Annotated in this window: 18 protein-coding genes; 14 read left to right on the forward strand and 4 right to left on the reverse strand. The window is 70.8% G+C overall.

Features of this window, described 5'->3' with window-relative positions:
• Positions 1-13: 13 nt before the first annotated feature.
• From Z164_RS0105025 to Z164_RS0105035, 3 genes are all read left to right on the forward strand, one after another.
• Positions 14-670 (forward strand): hypothetical protein, encoded by a 657-nt coding sequence (locus Z164_RS0105025; protein ID WP_024889638.1) that lies wholly within the window; start codon positions 14-16, stop codon positions 668-670.
• Positions 667-1,371 (forward strand): hypothetical protein, encoded by a 705-nt coding sequence (locus Z164_RS21760; RefSeq protein ID WP_081770071.1) that lies wholly within the window; start codon positions 667-669, stop codon positions 1,369-1,371. Before Z164_RS0105025 ends, Z164_RS21760 begins: the two co-directional genes overlap by 4 nt.
• Positions 1,372-1,790: 419 nt before the next feature.
• Positions 1,791-2,471, forward strand: a complete 681-nt coding sequence (locus tag Z164_RS0105035) for an MT-A70 family methyltransferase (protein ID WP_024889640.1) — start codon at positions 1,791-1,793, stop codon at positions 2,469-2,471.
• Here Z164_RS0105035 and Z164_RS0105040 read toward each other — a convergent pair.
• The 3 genes from Z164_RS0105040 to Z164_RS0105050 form a co-directional block, all read right to left on the reverse strand.
• The gene (locus Z164_RS0105040) at positions 2,443-3,030 is read right to left on the reverse strand and encodes a BglII/BstYI family type II restriction endonuclease (RefSeq protein WP_024889641.1); all 588 of its coding nucleotides are present in this window, start codon (positions 3,028-3,030) and stop codon (positions 2,443-2,445) included. The genes Z164_RS0105035 and Z164_RS0105040 overlap by 29 nt on opposite strands.
• A gap of 471 nt (positions 3,031-3,501) precedes the next feature.
• Positions 3,502-4,125, reverse strand: coding sequence for a hypothetical protein (locus Z164_RS21300; protein ID WP_152540857.1), 624 nt, complete (start codon positions 4,123-4,125; stop codon positions 3,502-3,504).
• A gap of 45 nt (positions 4,126-4,170) precedes the next feature.
• Positions 4,171-4,467, reverse strand: coding sequence for a hypothetical protein (locus Z164_RS0105050; RefSeq protein WP_024889643.1), 297 nt, complete (start codon positions 4,465-4,467; stop codon positions 4,171-4,173).
• 212 nt (positions 4,468-4,679) lie between these two features.
• On the opposite strand from Z164_RS0105050, the gene Z164_RS0105055 reads away from it, so the two are divergent.
• The gene (locus Z164_RS0105055; protein WP_024889644.1) at positions 4,680-5,474 is read left to right on the forward strand and encodes a transglutaminase domain-containing protein; all 795 of its coding nucleotides are present in this window, start codon (positions 4,680-4,682) and stop codon (positions 5,472-5,474) included.
• Positions 5,475-5,489: 15 nt separating this feature from the next.
• Complete coding sequence (locus Z164_RS0105060) at positions 5,490-6,560, forward strand: zinc-binding metallopeptidase family protein (RefSeq protein WP_024889645.1); 1,071 nt, start codon at positions 5,490-5,492, stop codon at positions 6,558-6,560.
• 58 nt (positions 6,561-6,618) lie between these two features.
• On the opposite strand, the gene Z164_RS0105065 is transcribed toward Z164_RS0105060, so the two are convergent.
• Positions 6,619-6,972, reverse strand: a complete 354-nt coding sequence (locus Z164_RS0105065) for a hypothetical protein (protein ID WP_024889646.1) — start codon at positions 6,970-6,972, stop codon at positions 6,619-6,621.
• 231 nt (positions 6,973-7,203) lie between these two features.
• Between Z164_RS0105065 and Z164_RS0105070 the strand changes: the two genes are divergently transcribed.
• From Z164_RS0105070 to Z164_RS0105110, 9 genes are all read left to right on the forward strand, one after another.
• Positions 7,204-8,835, forward strand: a complete 1,632-nt coding sequence (locus tag Z164_RS0105070; protein WP_043689312.1) for a ShlB/FhaC/HecB family hemolysin secretion/activation protein — start codon at positions 7,204-7,206, stop codon at positions 8,833-8,835.
• Between the two features lie 33 nt (positions 8,836-8,868).
• A complete protein-coding gene (locus tag Z164_RS0105075) occupies positions 8,869-10,704 on the forward strand; it encodes a DUF2341 domain-containing protein (protein WP_024889648.1) in 1,836 nt (611 codons plus the stop codon).
• Positions 10,705-10,715: 11 nt separating this feature from the next.
• A complete protein-coding gene (locus Z164_RS0105080; protein ID WP_024889649.1) occupies positions 10,716-11,126 on the forward strand; it encodes an ExbD/TolR family protein in 411 nt (136 codons plus the stop codon).
• A 6-nt stretch (positions 11,127-11,132) separates the two neighbouring features.
• Positions 11,133-11,852, forward strand: a complete 720-nt coding sequence (locus tag Z164_RS0105085) for a TonB family protein (protein WP_024889650.1) — start codon at positions 11,133-11,135, stop codon at positions 11,850-11,852.
• A 61-nt stretch (positions 11,853-11,913) separates the two neighbouring features.
• Positions 11,914-13,647 carry a putative porin gene (locus Z164_RS0105090; RefSeq protein WP_024889651.1) on the forward strand — a complete coding sequence of 578 codons (1,734 nt, stop codon included), beginning with the start codon at positions 11,914-11,916 and terminating at the stop codon, positions 13,645-13,647.
• A gap of 152 nt (positions 13,648-13,799) precedes the next feature.
• A complete protein-coding gene (locus Z164_RS20020) occupies positions 13,800-14,951 on the forward strand; it encodes a class I SAM-dependent methyltransferase (RefSeq protein WP_081770072.1) in 1,152 nt (383 codons plus the stop codon).
• A gap of 379 nt (positions 14,952-15,330) precedes the next feature.
• Positions 15,331-15,948, forward strand: coding sequence for an STN domain-containing protein (locus tag Z164_RS20025; RefSeq protein ID WP_160170682.1), 618 nt, complete (start codon positions 15,331-15,333; stop codon positions 15,946-15,948).
• A complete protein-coding gene (locus Z164_RS20030; RefSeq protein WP_043689314.1) occupies positions 15,945-16,442 on the forward strand; it encodes an RNA polymerase sigma factor in 498 nt (165 codons plus the stop codon). Before Z164_RS20025 ends, Z164_RS20030 begins: the two co-directional genes overlap by 4 nt.
• 137 nt (positions 16,443-16,579) lie before the next feature.
• Positions 16,580-17,560 carry a FecR family protein gene (locus Z164_RS0105110; protein WP_024889654.1) on the forward strand — a complete coding sequence of 327 codons (981 nt, stop codon included), beginning with the start codon at positions 16,580-16,582 and terminating at the stop codon, positions 17,558-17,560.
• The last annotated feature ends 3 nt before the right edge of the window (positions 17,561-17,563 follow it).

A 17,563-nucleotide genomic window follows, 5' to 3' on the forward strand; every position in this document is an offset into this window, starting at 1 on the left:
GCGGGCAACCGACATGACAGAAAAGCCGATCACGGTCTTCCAGCATCTTCACCTCAGGGGCAAGACAGCAACCGCAATGCGCAGTGGCATCCTCGCGCAGGTTGGTGGCTCTTGGCGTCACGACGCTGAGCGGGAAGAAGACCTCAAGCAACACTTGGGCGACGACGATGTGATCGTGCTTGTACGATCTGCATTCGACGACGTCGATGAATCGGCTCTGGTGCTGTGGCAAGAGCCTGATGGCTACAAGGTTTCCAATATCGTGCCGCGAAACGTCGGTGAGCTTTGTATTGACAAGTACAACGCGATTCTTCGCGACTTCGTCGCCCAAGTCGCGGAACCGGCGTCCCGGGCCGGCGGTTTCGGCGTCGAACTGACCTCTCCCAACCAGACTCTTGAGGATTGGCTGGATGCCGAACCGGCAGCAGCCCTGCGGCGCTTCTCGCGGCTCGCCAATAAATCCACAGGTGCGGCCCATCCCATGGACAGGGAGCGCTGGTACGCGTTCCTGATTGCCGCGCACCGTGCATCGAAACGACTGGATAGTGACCAATTGGCACGGTGGCTTGTCGAGGTGGAGGCCTGGTCCGCAGGGCGGGCGCAGGACTTGGCCATCGACTATGAATTCGCACTCGGACTGCTTGAACAGTATGACCAGTCGCATACATGAGCCTGAATACTTCAGTCATTGACGACTTGGCTGCTTTAAACGCGCCTGTGTTGTGCGTGGATACATGCACCGTCCTTGACGTCATCCGTGACATCACGCGCGAAACAGCGGTAGCACACGATGCCAACGCCGGGCTTGCCTTGCTTGCGGCAGCCGAGGCCGGCTCCGATCTGATTGTTCTGATGGCAGAACAGGTGACCATCGAACTTGCTGCTCATGTCGCTGGCGTCGAGGTAGAGGCTCGAAACGCTTTGGCAAGGTTCCGGGCACAAGCTCAACGTATCCATGAAGTGGCCTTGGCCTACGGTGCCCAGGGAATGCTGCCGCTGGACCACCTTGAGGGACACGTCGCGCGGGCCAGGACAGTGCTGAACAGGTGGCGGGACGTTGCCAGCGTGGTGCCGCACAACGATGGGGTCGCCAGCCGTGCGTTCAAGCGAGTCAACGAACCTCGTGCTCCCGCCCGACTGGGTAAAGAATCAATGAAGGATTGCGTGATCGTCGAAGCCTATATCGAGGCGGCTGGCCAGCTTCGCTCCGCAGGGCTGGTGGCGCCGATCGTGTTCGCCTCGTCGAATACGAAGGAGTATTTCGCGCCGAACACCCGACGTCTTCAAGATGAAATCGCTGCCGATCTAGAGGACGTTGGTGTGGAGTACGCCCCAAACTTCGGCGCAGCGAAACACAGTCTCGGCCTATAGGCGCATCTGGACAGGACCCTGGTGGCTGTGCATGGACGTTGCTGGGCGATGGCAGACGATCCCGGGTTGCCGGGCAGGTGGGGCTGGTACATAATCTGGTCTAATTCCGTGGCGCTCACGGAAGAAACCCGTTATCAATCAACGGGTTGAGTGCGGCGTGATGTTCCCTTCACCCGCTCCATCTCGCGAAAATTCACCCCAAAGAGTCGTCTTCGCGCCGCCGCTTGCCGACATGCTTGACAAGCTCAACGCGGCACTGATGCCACGCCGCGGGTGTCGGCGAAGATTTTCCGCCTCGCAGGCGAGCGTAAGTCTGATGACTACCCACGGCGTATACCCACGCGACGGCGGTCAACAGTCGCAACCCGCGAGACAGGGGAACCGGTAGGATGGTGGCAGTCTTCAAGAAGTCGCCATCTGTGTCCCCAAAACTCTCCACGCCCGCCAGCGAGTTGCGGGCCCTCGCCGCTTCCGAGCCGTTCCGCACTGTGCTGGCGGACCCGCCTTGGCAATTCCAGAACCGCACAGGCAAGGTGGCGCCTGAGCACAAGCGCTTGAACCGCTACGGCACCATGACCTTGGCGGACATCTGCGCCTTGCCCGTGTCGGACATCGTCGCGGACACGGCGCACTTGTATCTATGGGTGCCCAATGCGCTGCTGCCCGATGGCCTGCGCGTCATGGAGGCCTGGGGATTTACCTACAAGTCCAATCTGGTCTGGCACAAAGTGCGCAAGGACGGCGGGCCTGATGGGCGCGGTGTGGGCTTCTACTTTCGCAATGTCACTGAGCTGATTTTGTTCGGAGTGCGCGGCAAAAACGCCCGCACACTAGAAGCCGGCCGCCGGCAGGTCAATTTCCTGGCCACACAAAAGCGCGAACACTCACGCAAGCCTGACGAGCAATACCCATTGATCGAAGCCTGCAGTCCGGGTCCGTTCCTGGAGATGTTCGCCCGAGGCCCGCGCAAGGGCTGGGCGGTGTGGGGCAATCAGTCCGAGGACTACACTCCTACTTGGGACACTTACGCCAACCACTCCCAGGCGCACCGGGTCCTGGAGCCTGTTGCGATCAGTCCTCGACGTAGAGCGCAGGCGTAATCCCGAATACCAGCAATGGGCATCCGCCACCGCTGCCGCCTTCAATGCGCGGCAGCAGTTTGGCCATGTGTGTGGTGCTGTTGCCATAGGACGCGCCGCGACCTAGGTTGGCAAAAATGCTTTGGAGTTCGCTGCAGCGGGTGATGATGACGCCCACACTGATGGCACGCAGGTCGAAAAGCAGGCGGAAGTTGTTCAAGTCCCGGTCGTAGAACGGATCCTTGTTGTTCCATTCGATTTCAAGGGCGACCCCGTTTTTGAAGCAATCCACCTTGTGGGTGGGGGCGTCCATGGTGCGCTCGTCCACCTTGATTTGCGTGGTGAACTTCTTCTCTCGCCAGCCCCTGGCTTCCAGTTGTCCATCCAGCCAGCCGGCAATGTCGGACTTGCGTCCGCCAGGCGTGATGATTTGGCTGCGATTGAGGCGAAAGCCTTCCAGCGTAGCCTGTATGTCGGCCCATTCGTTGGGGAAGTCAGCAGCAAGAATGGCGCTGGCGTGCCGCCATTCGTGAATTTCATAGTGGTCGCGGATGAAGGGTGACAAGTTGCGGATAGACACGAAGATCCCCTGATATGCACGGGGATCCAAGCACAGACCGCTATGTTGCACAATCCATCTAGGTCATCGCTTCTTAGTGTTGGCGCTGGCTGGTGGGTATGTGCGCAAGCCCGCCGGGCTGCTGTACGGTCTGTCCCACCGTCGCTCGAAATGAGGGGTATCGCACGAGGAACCGAGGTTTCCGTGCTGGCGGAGCAGGTTTCTGGCCGGACGCGCCGCCTGGCTGACCGGTTGCGACTGGGCCGGTCTGGCGCGGCAGATCGAATGGGGGCGTTCTCGTTCGACGTTCGCCGAGGCGCCCATGATGTATCCGAATCGTGTGTCGATCCACTGGCTCGGCGGCGCGTACGTTAGAGGGGCGGCGTGGGGGGCGCCGACTTCGACCATGAACCGCCGTTCGCGTGATGCGAGGGCCGCGCTCGGCCACATCCGGTCAGCGTGCGTGGCTCGGGGCGCAATCCCTCAGGGGCCTCAAGGCCCGCACTCCCAGCGCCCTTCGAAGACGCGGCTGGCGCCGTCGGCGCGGTGGTAGGTCAGCGTCGCGGGGCGCGAGGGCGATTCGCCGCCGCCCTCGGCAGGGCCGGTCAGGGCGATCAGGATGGTCTTGCCGCGGCCGCTGAGCGTGGGGTTGTCGAGCAGGCCGTCGAAGCCGCCGGGTGCGCCTACGCGCTCCACATAGCCGGAGCCCTTGACGATGCCCTGCGCTCCGACGTCGGAGTCGACGTCGCCGGCGGCGTAGAGGATCGGTCCCTCGTCTCCGACCGAGAAACTACAGGCGAGTTCGCCCGGCAGATCGGCTTCCTTCAGGTCGCTTTCCGTCAGTGGGTCCAGCCGGATTTCCGAGCCGTCGCCGCCGACGGTTTCGCCTCGGGACGCGGTGGGCGCCGTGGGCGTCGGGGCAGGCGCCGGCGTGGGGTCGGAAGGTGGCGCGGGCGCCTGCGCCGGTGCGGTGTCCTCGGCGGGGGGCGCGGGGGCGAGATGGGGTGGCTGGGGCGACGGCGAGCAGCCGGCCACGAGCGAGCCGGCGATCAGCGCGGCCGCGGCGGTTCGTGCGACGTGCGCACGAACGGAATGCCAGGATGGGATTGGGGGCATGTCAGGGTCTCTGCGATGCGCGTTGTGGGTTGCCGATCGCCCGCATCATTCCTTCAGGGCGCCGTCGCGCGGATCGGTGGCGGCGTAGGTCGAAGCGCGGATCTCGTCGTCGTGCGGGTGGCGCATGGCGTCGCGTACTGCTTGCGGCAGGCGGTCCACGCGCAGGATCACCTTGCCGAAGTGGACATCGGCAACGGCATCCATCGGCAGTACGAAGTCGCCGCCGTTCTGGATGTGGACGACGAACTCGGAGGAGCCCGGGCGCACTTCGCGCACCGCGCCGATGCCGAGTTCGCCATCGGCCACGAATACCATCTGGCCTGCTTCCAATCGTCCGGACATCGCGCCTGCCTTCTTCGTGGAGAGGTCCCGCCGCGGCTGCCTCATCGCCGTGCGGAAGCGCAGGTTGCGGCGCCACGGGTCGAGGAGGGGTGAATGCGGGCAGAGGCGGCTGCCGCGGCCGCGAGCGGTGCGCCGCCGAGGCGCCTGCGCGGTCTCACGGCGACTGCACGCGGCGGTGCCTACGCTCGCCTGCCCCTCATGGAAGCGACCCGATGCACGTGCGCGCAGGCTGCGAACTGGCGATCGAGACCGACGCCGCCTGCCCCGTGGTCGCCATGCTGCGGCCGCGCGCGGGGCGTGCGCGCTGGCGGGTGAACGGTCGCGCCGGTTTCGCGCCGGCGCACGGCTTCGGCGAGTACGTCGACGGCTTCGGCAACCGTTGCCAGCGCTTCACGCTGCCCGAGGGGCTCACCCGCATCCGCGTGGATGCGCATGCGCGCGCCGAACCGGAATTGGCGGTGGCCCCCGAGGCGCCGGCCGTGGACCCGGCCGCGCTGCCGGCGCAGACCCTGCAGTTCCTGCTGCCCAGCCGGTATTGCCCGTCCGATCGCGGCGCGATGCTGGAACGGGCGCAGGCGATCGCGGGCGACACCGCGCCCGGCTACGCGCAGGTGGAGGCGATCCGCCGCTGGATCGGCACCCATCTGGCGTACCGTCACGGCGTCAGCGATGCGAGCACCGACGCGCAGGACACGCTGGTCCACGGCGCCGGCGTCTGCCGCGATTTTGCCCACGTCGGGATCGCGCTGTGCCGCGCGCTGGACATCCCGGCGCGGATGGTCGCGGGCTGGCTGCACGCGCTCAAGCCGATGGACATGCACGCCTGGTTCGAGGCCTACGTCGGCGGCGCGTGGCACACCTTCGACGCGACCCAGGATCGGCCGCGCGGGGGCCGCGTGGTGATCGCGCGCGGCCGCGATGCGGCCGACGTCGCCTTTCTCACCAGCTACCGCCCGCTGCGCGCGGTCTCGGTCCAGGTCTGGACCGAGCTCGACGGCGACGGCTGATCCGGGGGCGCCGCGATGCAACTGTTCAAGTGCGGGCGCTGCGACCAGGTGCTCTACTTCGAGAACACCGAGTGCGTGCGCTGCGGCGCCAAGCTCGGCTTCCTGCCCGAGCGCATGGCGTTGAGCGCGCTGGAGCCGGACGGCGCGGCCTGGGTGGCGCACGCGCGGCCCGGCGTGCGCTACCGCTTCTGCCGCAACTGGGAACACTCGGCCTGCAACTGGATGCTGCCGGCCGACGATCCCGGTTCCTACTGCCGCGCCTGCCGGCACAACCGCACCATCCCGCACCTGGGCGACGAGGGCAGGCTGCAGGCGTGGCGGCGGATCGAGGTGGCCAAGCGTCGGCTGTTCTACAGCCTGCTGCGGCTGCGCCTGCCCACGCCCACCGTGGACAGCGGCGATCCGCAGCCGCTGACGTTCGACTTCCTCGCCGATCCCGAGCACGGACCGCCGGTGACGACCGGGCACGACAGCGGCCACATCACCATCGCGCTGTCGGAGGCCGACGACCCCACGCGCGAGGCGGCGCGGGTCGCGATGGGCGAGCTGTACCGCACCCTGCTCGGCCACTTCCGTCACGAGATCGGCCACTACTACTGGGACCGGCTGGTGCGCGACGGCGGCGACGAGGAACTCGCGCGCTTCCGCGCGCTGTTCGGCGACGAGCGCGACGACTACGGCGAGGCGTTGCGGCGCTACTACGCCGACGGCGCACCGGGCGACTGGCTCCACACCCACGTCAGCCGCTACGCGACGATGCACCCCTGGGAGGACTGGGCCGAGACCTGGGCGCACTACCTGCACATCGTCGATACCCTGGAAATAGCCGCGGCCTTCGGCATCCGCATCGCGCCGGACATCGTCGACGATCCGGCGATGGAGGCCGACATCTCGTTCGATCCGCACCGCGTCGCCGGCATCGATCGCCTGATCGAGGCGTGGCTGCCGCTGACCTACGCCGTCAACAGCCTCAACCGCGCCATGGGCCAGCCCGATCTGTACCCGTTCGCGATCGCGCCGCCGGTGACGGAGAAGATGGCCTACATCCACGCGCTGATCCGCCGCGCGGGCCGGTTGCCGGGCTGAGGGCGCAGAAAACGCGGTCGCGCGCCGGTATCGAAGCCGCGCGCGGCCGACGCCGCGCTCAGGGGTTGCGCCGCAGCGCGGGCGGCAGCGCGGGCGCGGGCGGCGGCGGGCGCTGCGGCCGCACGCCGTGGCCGAAAGCGTTGCCCAGGCGCTGCCGGGTCGCTTCCGAATGCGCCAGTCCGAGCGTCGTCGGCGCGCGCCGGGCCATCGCCTCGGCGGCGGTCGGCGCCGTAGGGCCGCCCGCAGCCGCGGTGGCGGGCGCCATCAGCCGGCCCAGGCAGGCGTAGTCGCGTACGCGCTGGCCGTCGACGACGACCTCGATGCAGCCGCCGTCGGCCGGCGGCACGGGCGGCGTTTGCGCGAGCGTCGCTGCCGGCGACAGCAGGCAGAGCAGGGCGGCGATGAGGCGCACGGGCGGCTCCGGCTGCGGCGGGTTGCGGCGATCCTCGCCCAGCCGCGCGCCCGCTTCAAGCGCGGCTGTCGCGAAACCGTCATGTGGAACCGGCGGGGGCGATGCCTCGCGCGGGGTGCGGCCGGATCGGTTTGCGGGGCTGCGCCGCGGCGAACGTCCTAGCCAAGAGCGGTCGGCCGGGGAGCGGTGCCGAACCGGCCGCGGACGTTCTTCGTTTCGGGTGGATGACAGATGTTCGGACAAGATGCGGCGCCCGCGATCGCGGCGCTGGCGACGGCTGCGGCGCTGGCGCTGGCGACGCCCGCGTTCGCGCAGGACGCGGGCGAACCGGAGGCCGGCGCGATTGCGCCCGCCGCCGAGGCGCCGGCGCCGAGCGCGCAGCGGGTCAACCTCAACGAGTACGTCGTGCGCGGCAACACCGTGCTCGATGCGCGCGCGATCGAGCGCGCGGTCACTCCGTTCCTGGGGCCGGGACGGAGCATGGACGACATCGAGGCCGCCCGCGCCGCGCTGCAGGCGGCATACCAGGCGCGGGGCTACCAGTCCGTGTACGTGGACCTGCCGGAGCAGCAGGTAAGCGGCGGCGTGGTGTATCTGCAGGTGACCGAGACGCGGGTGGGCGAGGTCGAGGTGGCCGGCGCGCGGTACAACGACCCCGAGCGCCTGCGCGCGCGGGTGCCGTCGCTGCGCGCCGGAGAGGTGCCCGATTTCGATCGCGCGCAGGCCGATCTGGCGGCGCTCAACCGCGGGGCCAAGCGCCAGGTGGTGCCGCTGGTGCGGCAGGGCGCGCGCGAGGGCACGATGGACGTCGAGCTCAAGGTCGAGGACCGCTCGCCCTGGCGCTTCGGCGCCACCGTCAACAACGACCACAGCGCCGACACCACCGCGCTGCGCTCGATCCTGACCCTCGGCCACGACAACCTCTGGCAGCGCGAGCACGCGGCCTCGTTGACCTTCTTCGCCGCGCCCGAGGACCTGGAAGAGGCGCAGGTGTTCTCCGCGTCCTACACGCTGCCGCTGCGCAACCCCGACTGGACGCTGGAGTTTTCCGGCTACGTGTCCGACAGCGACGTGGTCGCCTCCGGCGCCACCAACGTCACCGGCAAGGGACACGCGGTCGGCGCCCGGCTCGCGCGCACGCTGGCGACCGATGGCGCGTGGTGGCACCAGTTGTCGGCCGGCGTCGATTTCAAGGACATGGACGAGACGCTGGCGTTCGGCGACGACGTCGCCACCTATCCGCTGCGCTACGCGCCGATCACGCTCGCCTACAGCGGCTTCCGCCAGGGCGGCGGGCATCAGCTGAGCCTGGGCCTGCAGACGGTGTTCGGCGTGCGCAGCCTGCTCGGCTACGGCAGCGGCGCGGACGCGTTCGACGACCGCCGCTACGCGGCCGATCCGAGTTTCTTCGCGGTCAAGGCCGACGTCAGCGACACCTATACCGCGCAGAGCGGCGCGCAGTGGTTCGGGCGGCTGTCGGCGCAGCTCACCGACGCGCCGCTGGTGTCCGGCGAACAGTTCGCCGCCGGCGGCATGTACACGGTGCGCGGCTACCGCTCGGCCGAGGCGATCGGCGACTACGGCGCGCTGGGCACGATCGAATGGCGCACCCGGCCGCTCGGGCTGTGGAACCTGCTCGACTGGCGCCTGTACGCCTATCTCGACGGCGCCTGGCTGCGGCTGCGGCGTCCGCTGCCCGATCAGGAACACGACTTCGTGCTCGGCTCGGTCGGCGTGGGCAGCAGCTTCCGCCTCACCGACCACCTGCTGTTCCGCTTCGACTACGGCTACCCGCTCGACGACGGGCCGACCACCACCCAGGGCGCGCACCGGCTGCATTTCAGCATCGGTGCCAGCTACTGACGATTCCCGCTTCCACGTTCCGGAGATGTCCCGATGCAACGCTACCTGATCCCGCTGCTGCTGCTCCTGGGCGCGCTCCTGCCCGCCGCGGCATCCGCCCAGTCCGAGACGGCCTGGTGGCAGGCGGAATGGCAGTACCGCAAGCCGATCACCCTCGACGCCGGCGGCGCCGGGATCGCTGGCAGCATCGGCCGCGCGCCGGTGCTGGTGCGCCTGCACGCCGGCAACTTCGCCTTCGACGGCGTGAACGCGGACGGCAGCGACCTGCGCTTCGTCGGCGCCGACGGACGCACCGTGCTCAACCACCAGATCGAGCGGTTCGACCCCGAACTGGGACTGGCGCTGATCTGGGTGGACGTGCCGCAGTTGGGCGCGGCCGCGCAGACGCTGTGGATGTACTACGGCAACGCGACCGCGCCGGCCTCCGGCAACGGCCAGTTGGCCTTCGATCCCGACTACGTGCTGGTCTACCACTTCGCCGAGGACGGCGCGCCGCGCGACACCACCGCCTACGGCAACCATACGCGCGATGCCGGCGAGCGCGACGAGGGCGCGGCGATCGGCCGCGGACTGCGGTTGCAGGGCCAGGGCGTGGCGGTTCCGGCCTCGCCGTCGCTGGCGGCGGCCGCGGGCGGCGCGCTGACCGTCTCGGCCTGGGTGCGTCCGGAGGCGGCGGGGCCGCAACAGACGGTGTTCGCGCGCCGCGGCGGCGAGGGCGTCTTCGTCCTCGGGCTCGACGCCGGCGCGCCGTTCGTGCAGGTGGGCGAGTCGCGCGCGGTGGCGCCGCGCACGATCGCCGCGGGCGCCTGGTCGCACCTGGCGGCGGTGGCCGGCGACGGCCAGGTCGTGCTGTACGTGGACGGCGCCGAGGCGGCCCGGCTGGAGGCGGCGCTGCCCGCGCTCGACGGCGACGCCTGGATCGGCGCCGACGCGCCGCCCGCGACCGTCGAGGGGGCCGACGACGACGCGGCGGCGGTCGCCGCCGCCGTGCGCGGCAATCCGTTCGTGGGCGCGATCGACGAACTGCGGGTGTCGAAGGTCGCGCGGCCGGCCGTGTCGATCCAGGCCGACGTGGCCTCGCAGGGGCCGGAATCGCGGCTGGTGGCGTTCGGCGAGGACGAGCAGTCGGCCGGGGTCAGCCACTTCGGCTTCATCCTGCAGGCGATGCCGGTGGATGCCTGGGTCGTGGTGGCGGTGCTGGCGCTGATGCTGCTGGCCTCGTGGGCGATCATGATCGCCAAGAGCCGCTACTTCGGCGCCATCGCCAAGGCCAACGCGGTGTTCGCCCGGCATTACCACGAGGCCGCGGGCGCGCCGCTGGCCACGCTCGGCGAACTGGCCGAGCAGGGCCGCATCGACCGCGAGGTGCAGGAGACCTCCACCCTGTGGCGGCTGTACCGCATCGCGCTCGACGAGGTGCGCGGCCGGCAGTCGCGCGATGGCGCCGGCACGCGCCTGGGCGCGGCCTCGATCGCCGCGATCCGGGCCTCGATGGATGCCGAGGTGGTGCGCGAGTCCGAGCGCATGTCGCGGCGCATGAACTGGCTCTCGACCACCATCGAGGGCGCGCCCTACATCGGCCTGCTGGGCACCGTCATCGGCATCATGCTGGTGTTCGCGGTGGCGGCGATGGCCGGCGCGGTGGACATCAACTCGGTGGCGCCCGGCATGGCCGCCGCGCTGCTGTGCACGGCCGCGGGTCTCGGCGTCGCGATCCCGGCGCTGTTCGGCTACAACTGGCTGGTCGCGCGCTCGGAGGCGATCGCCGCCGACATGGCGGTGTTCGTGGACGAGTTCACCGCGCGCCTGGCCGAGGAGTACGACGAAGCCCCCGCACCGTTCGCGCCCGCCGCCGCGGCGCACCTCTAGGAGGCGCGGCGATGGCGAGCAGGCGGTTCGGCGCCAAGAAGCGCGACAAGGGCATCAACGTCACCCCGTTCGTGGACGTGCTGCTGGTGGTGCTGGTGATCTTCATCCTCACCAGCAACGCCACCATCCCCGGCATCGAGGTCGACCTGCCCAAGGCCAGCGCCACGGTCGCGCTGGAGCGGCCGCAGACCAAGGCGGTCACGGTGGACGCGAGCGGGCAGATCTTCCTCGACGCCTACCCGGTCACCCTGCAGGAGCTGGAAGCGCGGTTGCGCCAGGAGAAGGCGCTCAACCCCGACTTCCCGGTGATCGTGCGCGGCGATGCGCAGGTGCAGTACGCGCGCGTGGTGGAAGTGCTCGACCTGCTGCGGCGGATCGAGCTGAACCAGGTCGGCCTGGTCACGGGCCGGGTGCAGGGCTGAGCGCGCGTGGACGCCAGGAATCGCCCGCGACGCTCCGATCCGCAGCCCCGGCCGCCGCAGCGATGGCCGCGCTGGGCCGCGCCCGCCGCAGGGCTGCTGCTGCTCGCCGCCGCGCTGGGCGCGCTGTTCTGGTGGCTGCTCGTGCGCGACACCGCCAGCACGCGCCGCCCGGTGCCGGACACGCCGATGCTGATGCTGCCGCCGCCACCGCCCCCGCCGCCGCCCGAGGAGGAGCCGCCGCCGGAGCCCGAGCCGGAGCCGGAGGACCTGGCGCCCGAGCCGGAGCCGCTGGATGAGGCGCCGCAGCCCAGCGAGGAGGAGGCGCCGACGCCCGACGCCGCCGATCCCGTGACCATGGATGCCGACGCCCAGGCCGGCACCGACAGCTTCGGCATCCAGCGCGGCAGCGGCGGCGGCATGAGCGGCAGCGGCGCGGCGGGCGCCGGCAACGCCGCCTACGGCCGCTACCTCGGCTACGTGCTGCAGCAGGCGATCGCGCGCGACGCGCGGGTGCGCCGGCTGGCCTTCCAGTTGCAGCTCGACGTCTGGCTGACGCCCGAGGGCGAGATCCGCCGCGTCGAACTGGTGCGCGGCAGCGGCAACCCGGAGGCCGACGAGGCGGTGCTGGAGGCGGTGCGCGGCTTCGGCCGCGTCGAGGAGCGGCCGCCGCCGTCGCTGCAGTTCCCGGCGCGGGTCCTGGTCCAGGGCCGCAGGCCGGCCGGCTGATCCATCCGCGGCCGGGCGCAGGCCCGGCCGCTTCGAGATTCCCCTACGAGCGAGCGATCCCATGACGACCCATCCTTCCTTCCTCACCCCCGGCCCGCTGCGGCTCGCCGCGCTCGCCGCGGCGCTGGGCGCGACGCTGCTGTGCGGGCAGGCCCGCGCGCAGCAGCCCGAGGCCGGCGAGAGCACCCTGGTCAAGCTGATCCGCGGCCTGATCGACAGCGGCGCGCTGGCGCCCGAGGCCGGCCACGCGCTGCTCGAGGAAGCCGCGCGCGAGGCGGCCGCCGGGCGCGCCACCGCCGCCCGACCCGCGCCGGAGCTGCAGCCCGGGGACGTGCGCGTGCCCTACGTGCCGCAGACGGTACGCGACGAGATCCGCGAGGAGGTCAAGGCCGAGGTGCTGGCGCAGGCGCGCGAGGAGCGCTGGGCCGCGCCCGACGCGGTGCCGGCCTGGACCCAGCGCCTGCAGGTGCAGGGCGACGTGCGCGTGCGCAACGAATCGCGCTTGTATTCCGAGCGCAACAGCGACATCGAGGTGGACTGGACGCGCATCAACGCCGGCGCCGGCTACGACGTCAACCCGAACACCAACCTGCAGTTCCCGCCGCTGCGCAACACCCGCGAGGACCGCGACAACCTGTGGCGGGTCCGCGCGCGGCTGGGCGTAACCGCGAGCCTCGGCGAGCAGGTGCGCGCCGGCATCCGCCTGGCCTCGGGCAACGACGACGGCCCGGTGTCGGCGACCCAGGCGCTCGGCGGCGGACTGGAGAAGAAGGACGCCTGGCTCGACCAGGTCTGGCTGGCCTGGAAGCCCGCCGACTGGCTGGAGGTGATCGGCGGCCGCTTCGACAACCCGTACTGGTCCACCGACATGCTGTTCTCCAACGATCTCGCCTTCGACGGCCTGGCGATCCGCTATGCGCAGGACGTCGGCGCCGACGGGCTGTCGCTGTTCGCCAACCTCGGCCTGACCCCGCTGGAGTACACCTCCGACAGCTTCCCAGGCACCAGCCAGGACAAGATGAAGAGCAACGACAAGTGGCTCAACGGCCTGCAGCTCGGGGCGCAGTGGGCGTTCGCCGACGACCATCGCCTGCGCGGCGCGCTGGCCTACTACGACTTCCGCAACATCGCCGGCCGGCTGTCGGAGCCCTGCGCGCTGTACGCCGGCGCCGACCACTGCAGCACCGATTGGACCCGCCCGGCCTTCATGCAGAAGGGCAACACGCTGATGCTGCTGCGCGACATCGCGCTCGATCCGCTCGACCCGGCGAACACGCCGATGCCGCAGTACGCAGGGCTGGCCTCGAAGTTCGAGCTGCTCGACGTCAACCTGCGCTGGGAGCTGCCGGCGTTCGCCGGCCATGCGCTGCGCCTGGAGGCCAACTGGCTGCAGAACCTGGGCTTCGACCGCCGGCGCATGTGGGACCGCGCCAACGGCGGCATCGTCACCAACGTCGCCACCCCGGACGGCGCCGCGCCCAGCGCCGACGACATCGTCAGCGGCGACGTGGCGTGGATGGCGCAGGCCACCTTCGGCGCGCTGGCGCTGCGCGAGCGCGGCGACTGGCACGCCTGGCTCGGCTACAAGCGGATCGAGCCCGATGCGCTGCCCGACGGCTACAACGATCCCAACTTCCATCTCGGCGGCACCAACGCCAAGGGCTACTACCTGGGCGGCTCGTGGATGTTCGACCGCAACGTCTGGCTGACCGGGCGCTGGATGGCCGCCAAGGAGGCGATGGGCGCGCCGCTGTCCATCGACGTGTTCCAGCTCGAGGTCAACGCCGGGTTCTGAGCGTGCGCGGCGCTGGACGCGTCGCGAGGAACGCCGTTGGGTGAGCGGCGGCGTTGCGGTCGGTCATGGAGGACGGTCGTGCGGACCGGAATCGGGCGCCACGGCGGCACGGAGCGGCGACGTGCGGAGAAAGGCATTGAAGGGGGACGCGGATGAGCGGTTGTGAGGCAACGGCGCTGGAAACGAATGCCGAAGAGCGGGCGCGTGCGGGGCTGAAGCGGGGCGCCGATACGCTCGACGCGCGCGGCGAGGCAGACGTGTTGCGTCGTCTCAACGGCGGGATGTTCATGGTGCCCAGGCGGCTGATCGCCGCGAACGCCTGGCTCGGGCACATTCCGTTCGCAGGCTGGCTGGTCGAAGTGGCGAGGCCGCGAATTCTCGTAGAGCTCGGCGTGCACCGGGGGGCGTCGTACTTCGCGTTTTGCCAGGCGGTACAGGAATCGGGCGTGCGTGCCTTCTGCTACGGCGTGGACACCTGGCGAGGCGACAAGCATGCCGGCGAGTATGGCGAGGACGTCTACCAGGACGTGGTCGCCTACAACGCTCGGCACTACGTCGACTTCTCGGCGCTGCTGCGCTGCGATTTCGACGAGGCGCTGGCGCAGTTCGAAGACGGCACCATCGATGTGCTGCACATCGATGGCCTGCATACCTACGATGCGGTGCGTCACGATTTCCTGGCCTGGAAGCGCAAGTTGTCGCCGCGCGGGGTCGTGCTGTTCCACGACACCGTGTGCCGGCACCTGGATTTCGGCGTCTGGCGCTTCTGGCGCGAGATCTCGGCGGAATACCCATCCTTCGAGTTCCGGCATTCCTACGGGCTTGGCGTCTTGCTGGTGGGCGAGGAGCCGGCGAGCGCGCTCGCGGAGATTGCCGCCTGTACGGAGGAGCGGCGTATCCATTTGGATCGGCTGTTCGCAGCGCTGGGCGCGCGCATCGTGGCGCTGGCAGAGGTTGCGCAGCGCGAGGCCGAAGCGGCCGCGGCCGCACGGCGGTTCGAAGATGCCGAGGAAGGGCGGCGCCTTGCGCAGGCGCGCTGTGAGGCGCTGGAGGCGTCGCTCCAGGAACGCACGCGTCGTATCGCCGCGCTGCAAGCGGAGATGGCCGCGGCGGGCGAGGCGGCGTCGGCGGCGTCGGCGGCGGTGGCGGTGGCGGAGCGTGAGGCCGCGTTGGCGTTGGTCCAGGAACGGGACGCCGCGCTCGCCATGTGCGAACGAGCGCTCGCCGACGTTCACCGCAGCCATTCGTGGCGGATCACCGCGCCGCTGCGGGCGGCGTCGCGTTGGCTTCGCGGCCTGACGTAGCGTCGGCGCGAAGGAGGGTCCGGCGTTCGTGCGGGCGCAGCAGGGCGTCGGGAGCGCGGCATCGCGACGTTGCCGACGGTCGCTCGTCGGCCCGACGTGCCGCATGCCCGCAGGAGCGCCGTCCCGCCAGCGAGACCACCTTAGGCTGGCCATCTCCGGCGGCAGGCGACTGCGGACTGCGTCACGCATCTGTCATGACGGCTCCCTATCTTGGCTTGCGCGAAGGCGGGCGGTTCCGCCCCGGGGACGACCAGGGCGTTGAATGGCCGCGGTCCGTTCTGCTTGGATTCTCTATGGAGTCGTGGCCATGACGGCGTCGGCCGTTCCGTTGGTGCGGGCGCATGCGACGGACAGCCCCAGGGAGCGGGACGCGCCGGCCTTGGCTGGCGCCGCGGACTGCACCGGTTGCGTCGCCTTCGACATTCCGCCGCAACCGCTGGCACGCGCGATCGAAGCCTTCGGCGCCGCGACCGGCCAGTCGGTCGTCTACGACAGCGCGCTGGCCTCGGGCCTGGTCTCGCCAAGCGTGCGCGGCCGCATGAGACCCGACGAGGCGCTGGCCCGGCTGCTCGATGGCAGCGGCCTGGATGCGCGCCGGGTGAGCGCCGATGCGCTGGTGCTGACGCGAGCGGCCGCGCCGGCCGCCGCTGCGCTGCCGGCGGGCGAGGGCGAGCGCTACTACGGCCTGGTCCAACGTCAGGTCGCCGCGCGGCTGTGCGCCTGCCCGCGCCTGGCCGAAGGCCGGCACCGGCTGGCGCTGCAGCTCTGGTTCGACCGCGCCGGGCGGCTGCGGCGCTCGACGCTGCTGGATACGGCCGGCGACCCGGCGTTGGCGGCGGCGGTGGACACGGCGCTGCGCGGGATCGAGCTGGGCGCGCCGGTGCCCGATGGCATCGCGCAGCCGTTCACCCTGCTGGTGCTGCCGCGCGGCGCCGGCTATCACTGGAACTGTCCGGCACCGGATGCGGCCGCGGCGGACGAGGGCGGTGGGGCATGAGCGTCGGCATCGGATTGCAGGAATTCCTGGCCGCGCGCTACGACGATCTGCGCCGTCGCCTCGCCCAGCGGCTGGGCTCGGACGACATGGCCGGCGACGCGCTGCAGGAGACCTGGCTGCGGCTGTCGACGCGGCAGATCGCCGGCACGGTGGCCAGTCCGTGGAGCTACCTGTTCCGGATGGCAATGAACGCCTCGGTGGACCAGCGCCGCGCCGCCGGCCGCCGGCTGACGCTGTACGAGGTGGACGACCTGCTCGAAGTGCCCGACCCGGCGCCGGGGCCGGCGGAATCGGCGGGCGCGCGCTCCGATCTTGAAACGCTGGCGCAGGCGATCGAGGAAATGCCGGAGCGGCGCCGGCGCATTCTGCTGGCGGTGCGGATGGAACGGCTCACGCAGCCGGAAGTGGCCCGCCGCATGGGCATCTCGCTGCGCCTGGTGGAGCTGGAGCTGCAGAAGGCGCAGGCATACTGCGCGTCCCGCCTGGGGCGCTGAGCCCGTGCGGGGAAACGGGTAGGCGGCCCGGCAGCGCCGGGGATGCGGCGTTGGCGCCGTCGGAACGTCTTGGTAAACAGGGCTTGCGGGCGCCGTCCCCGAACGACGGCGCAGCGGGCGCGCGGACGGGTGGCGGCATGAACGTTTCCGGATCGAACGAAGAGGCCAAGACGGCGCGGCTGCGCCGCGAGGCCGACGCGTGGGTCCGCCGCCTCGCCTCCGGAGAGGCCACGGAGGACGATGCGCACGCCCTGCGCCGCTGGTGCGCGCAGGATCCGGCGCACCGCGCGGCCTTCGACGAGGCCAGGAGGCTGTGGCGCGATCTCGGGCCGGCCACCGAGTTGCTGCGCGCGCGCCCGGGTGCGACCGCATCCGGGCGGCGGCTGAGCCGGCGGGCGTTCCTCGGCGGCCTGGCCGCGGCCTCGGCCACCGGCGCGATCGCGCTGGCGCTGCACCCGCCGTTGCGGGCGTGGGCGCCCTGGCCCGACTGGGAGGCCGACTACCGTACGGCCACCGGCGAACAGCGCCGCGTGCGGCTGCCGGGGCGGGTGGAACTGGCGATGAACACCCAGACCCGCGTCGCGGTGCTGGAGGCCGAGGGCGGCGCTGGCGGCCTGGCGCTGCTCTCGGGCGAGGCGGCCATCGAGGCCCCGGACGCGCCGCCCGGCCGCTTCCGCGTGCGCGCCGGCGACGGCGACGCGGTGGCCGCGTTGCCGGCGCGCTTCGAGGTGCGCCACCTCGATGGACGCACCCGGGTCGCCTGCCACGCGGGGCGCGTGGACGTGCGGCGCGGCGAACGCCTGTGCACGCTGCTCGCCGGGCAGCGGGTGGATTACGACGCGGCGGGCCTGCAGGCGGTGACCGCGATCGATCCGGACCTCGACTCGGCCTGGCGCGACGGCGTGGTCGTGTTCCGCGCCACGCCGCTGCCCGAGGCGGTCGCCGAGATCAACCGCTACCGGCCCGGCCGCGTGGTGCTGGTGGGCCGCCGCCTGCAGCGGCAGTCGGTGAGCGGGCGCTTCTCGACCGCGGACATGGATACGGTGGTGGCGCAGATCCAGCGCGCATTCTCCGCGCGGGTGGCGCGGCTGCCGGGCGACGTGGTGCTGCTGGGCTGACCC

This window comes from Luteimonas huabeiensis HB2, from assembly GCF_000559025.1.
Classification (GTDB): Bacteria; Pseudomonadota; Gammaproteobacteria; order Xanthomonadales; family Xanthomonadaceae; genus Luteimonas; species Luteimonas huabeiensis.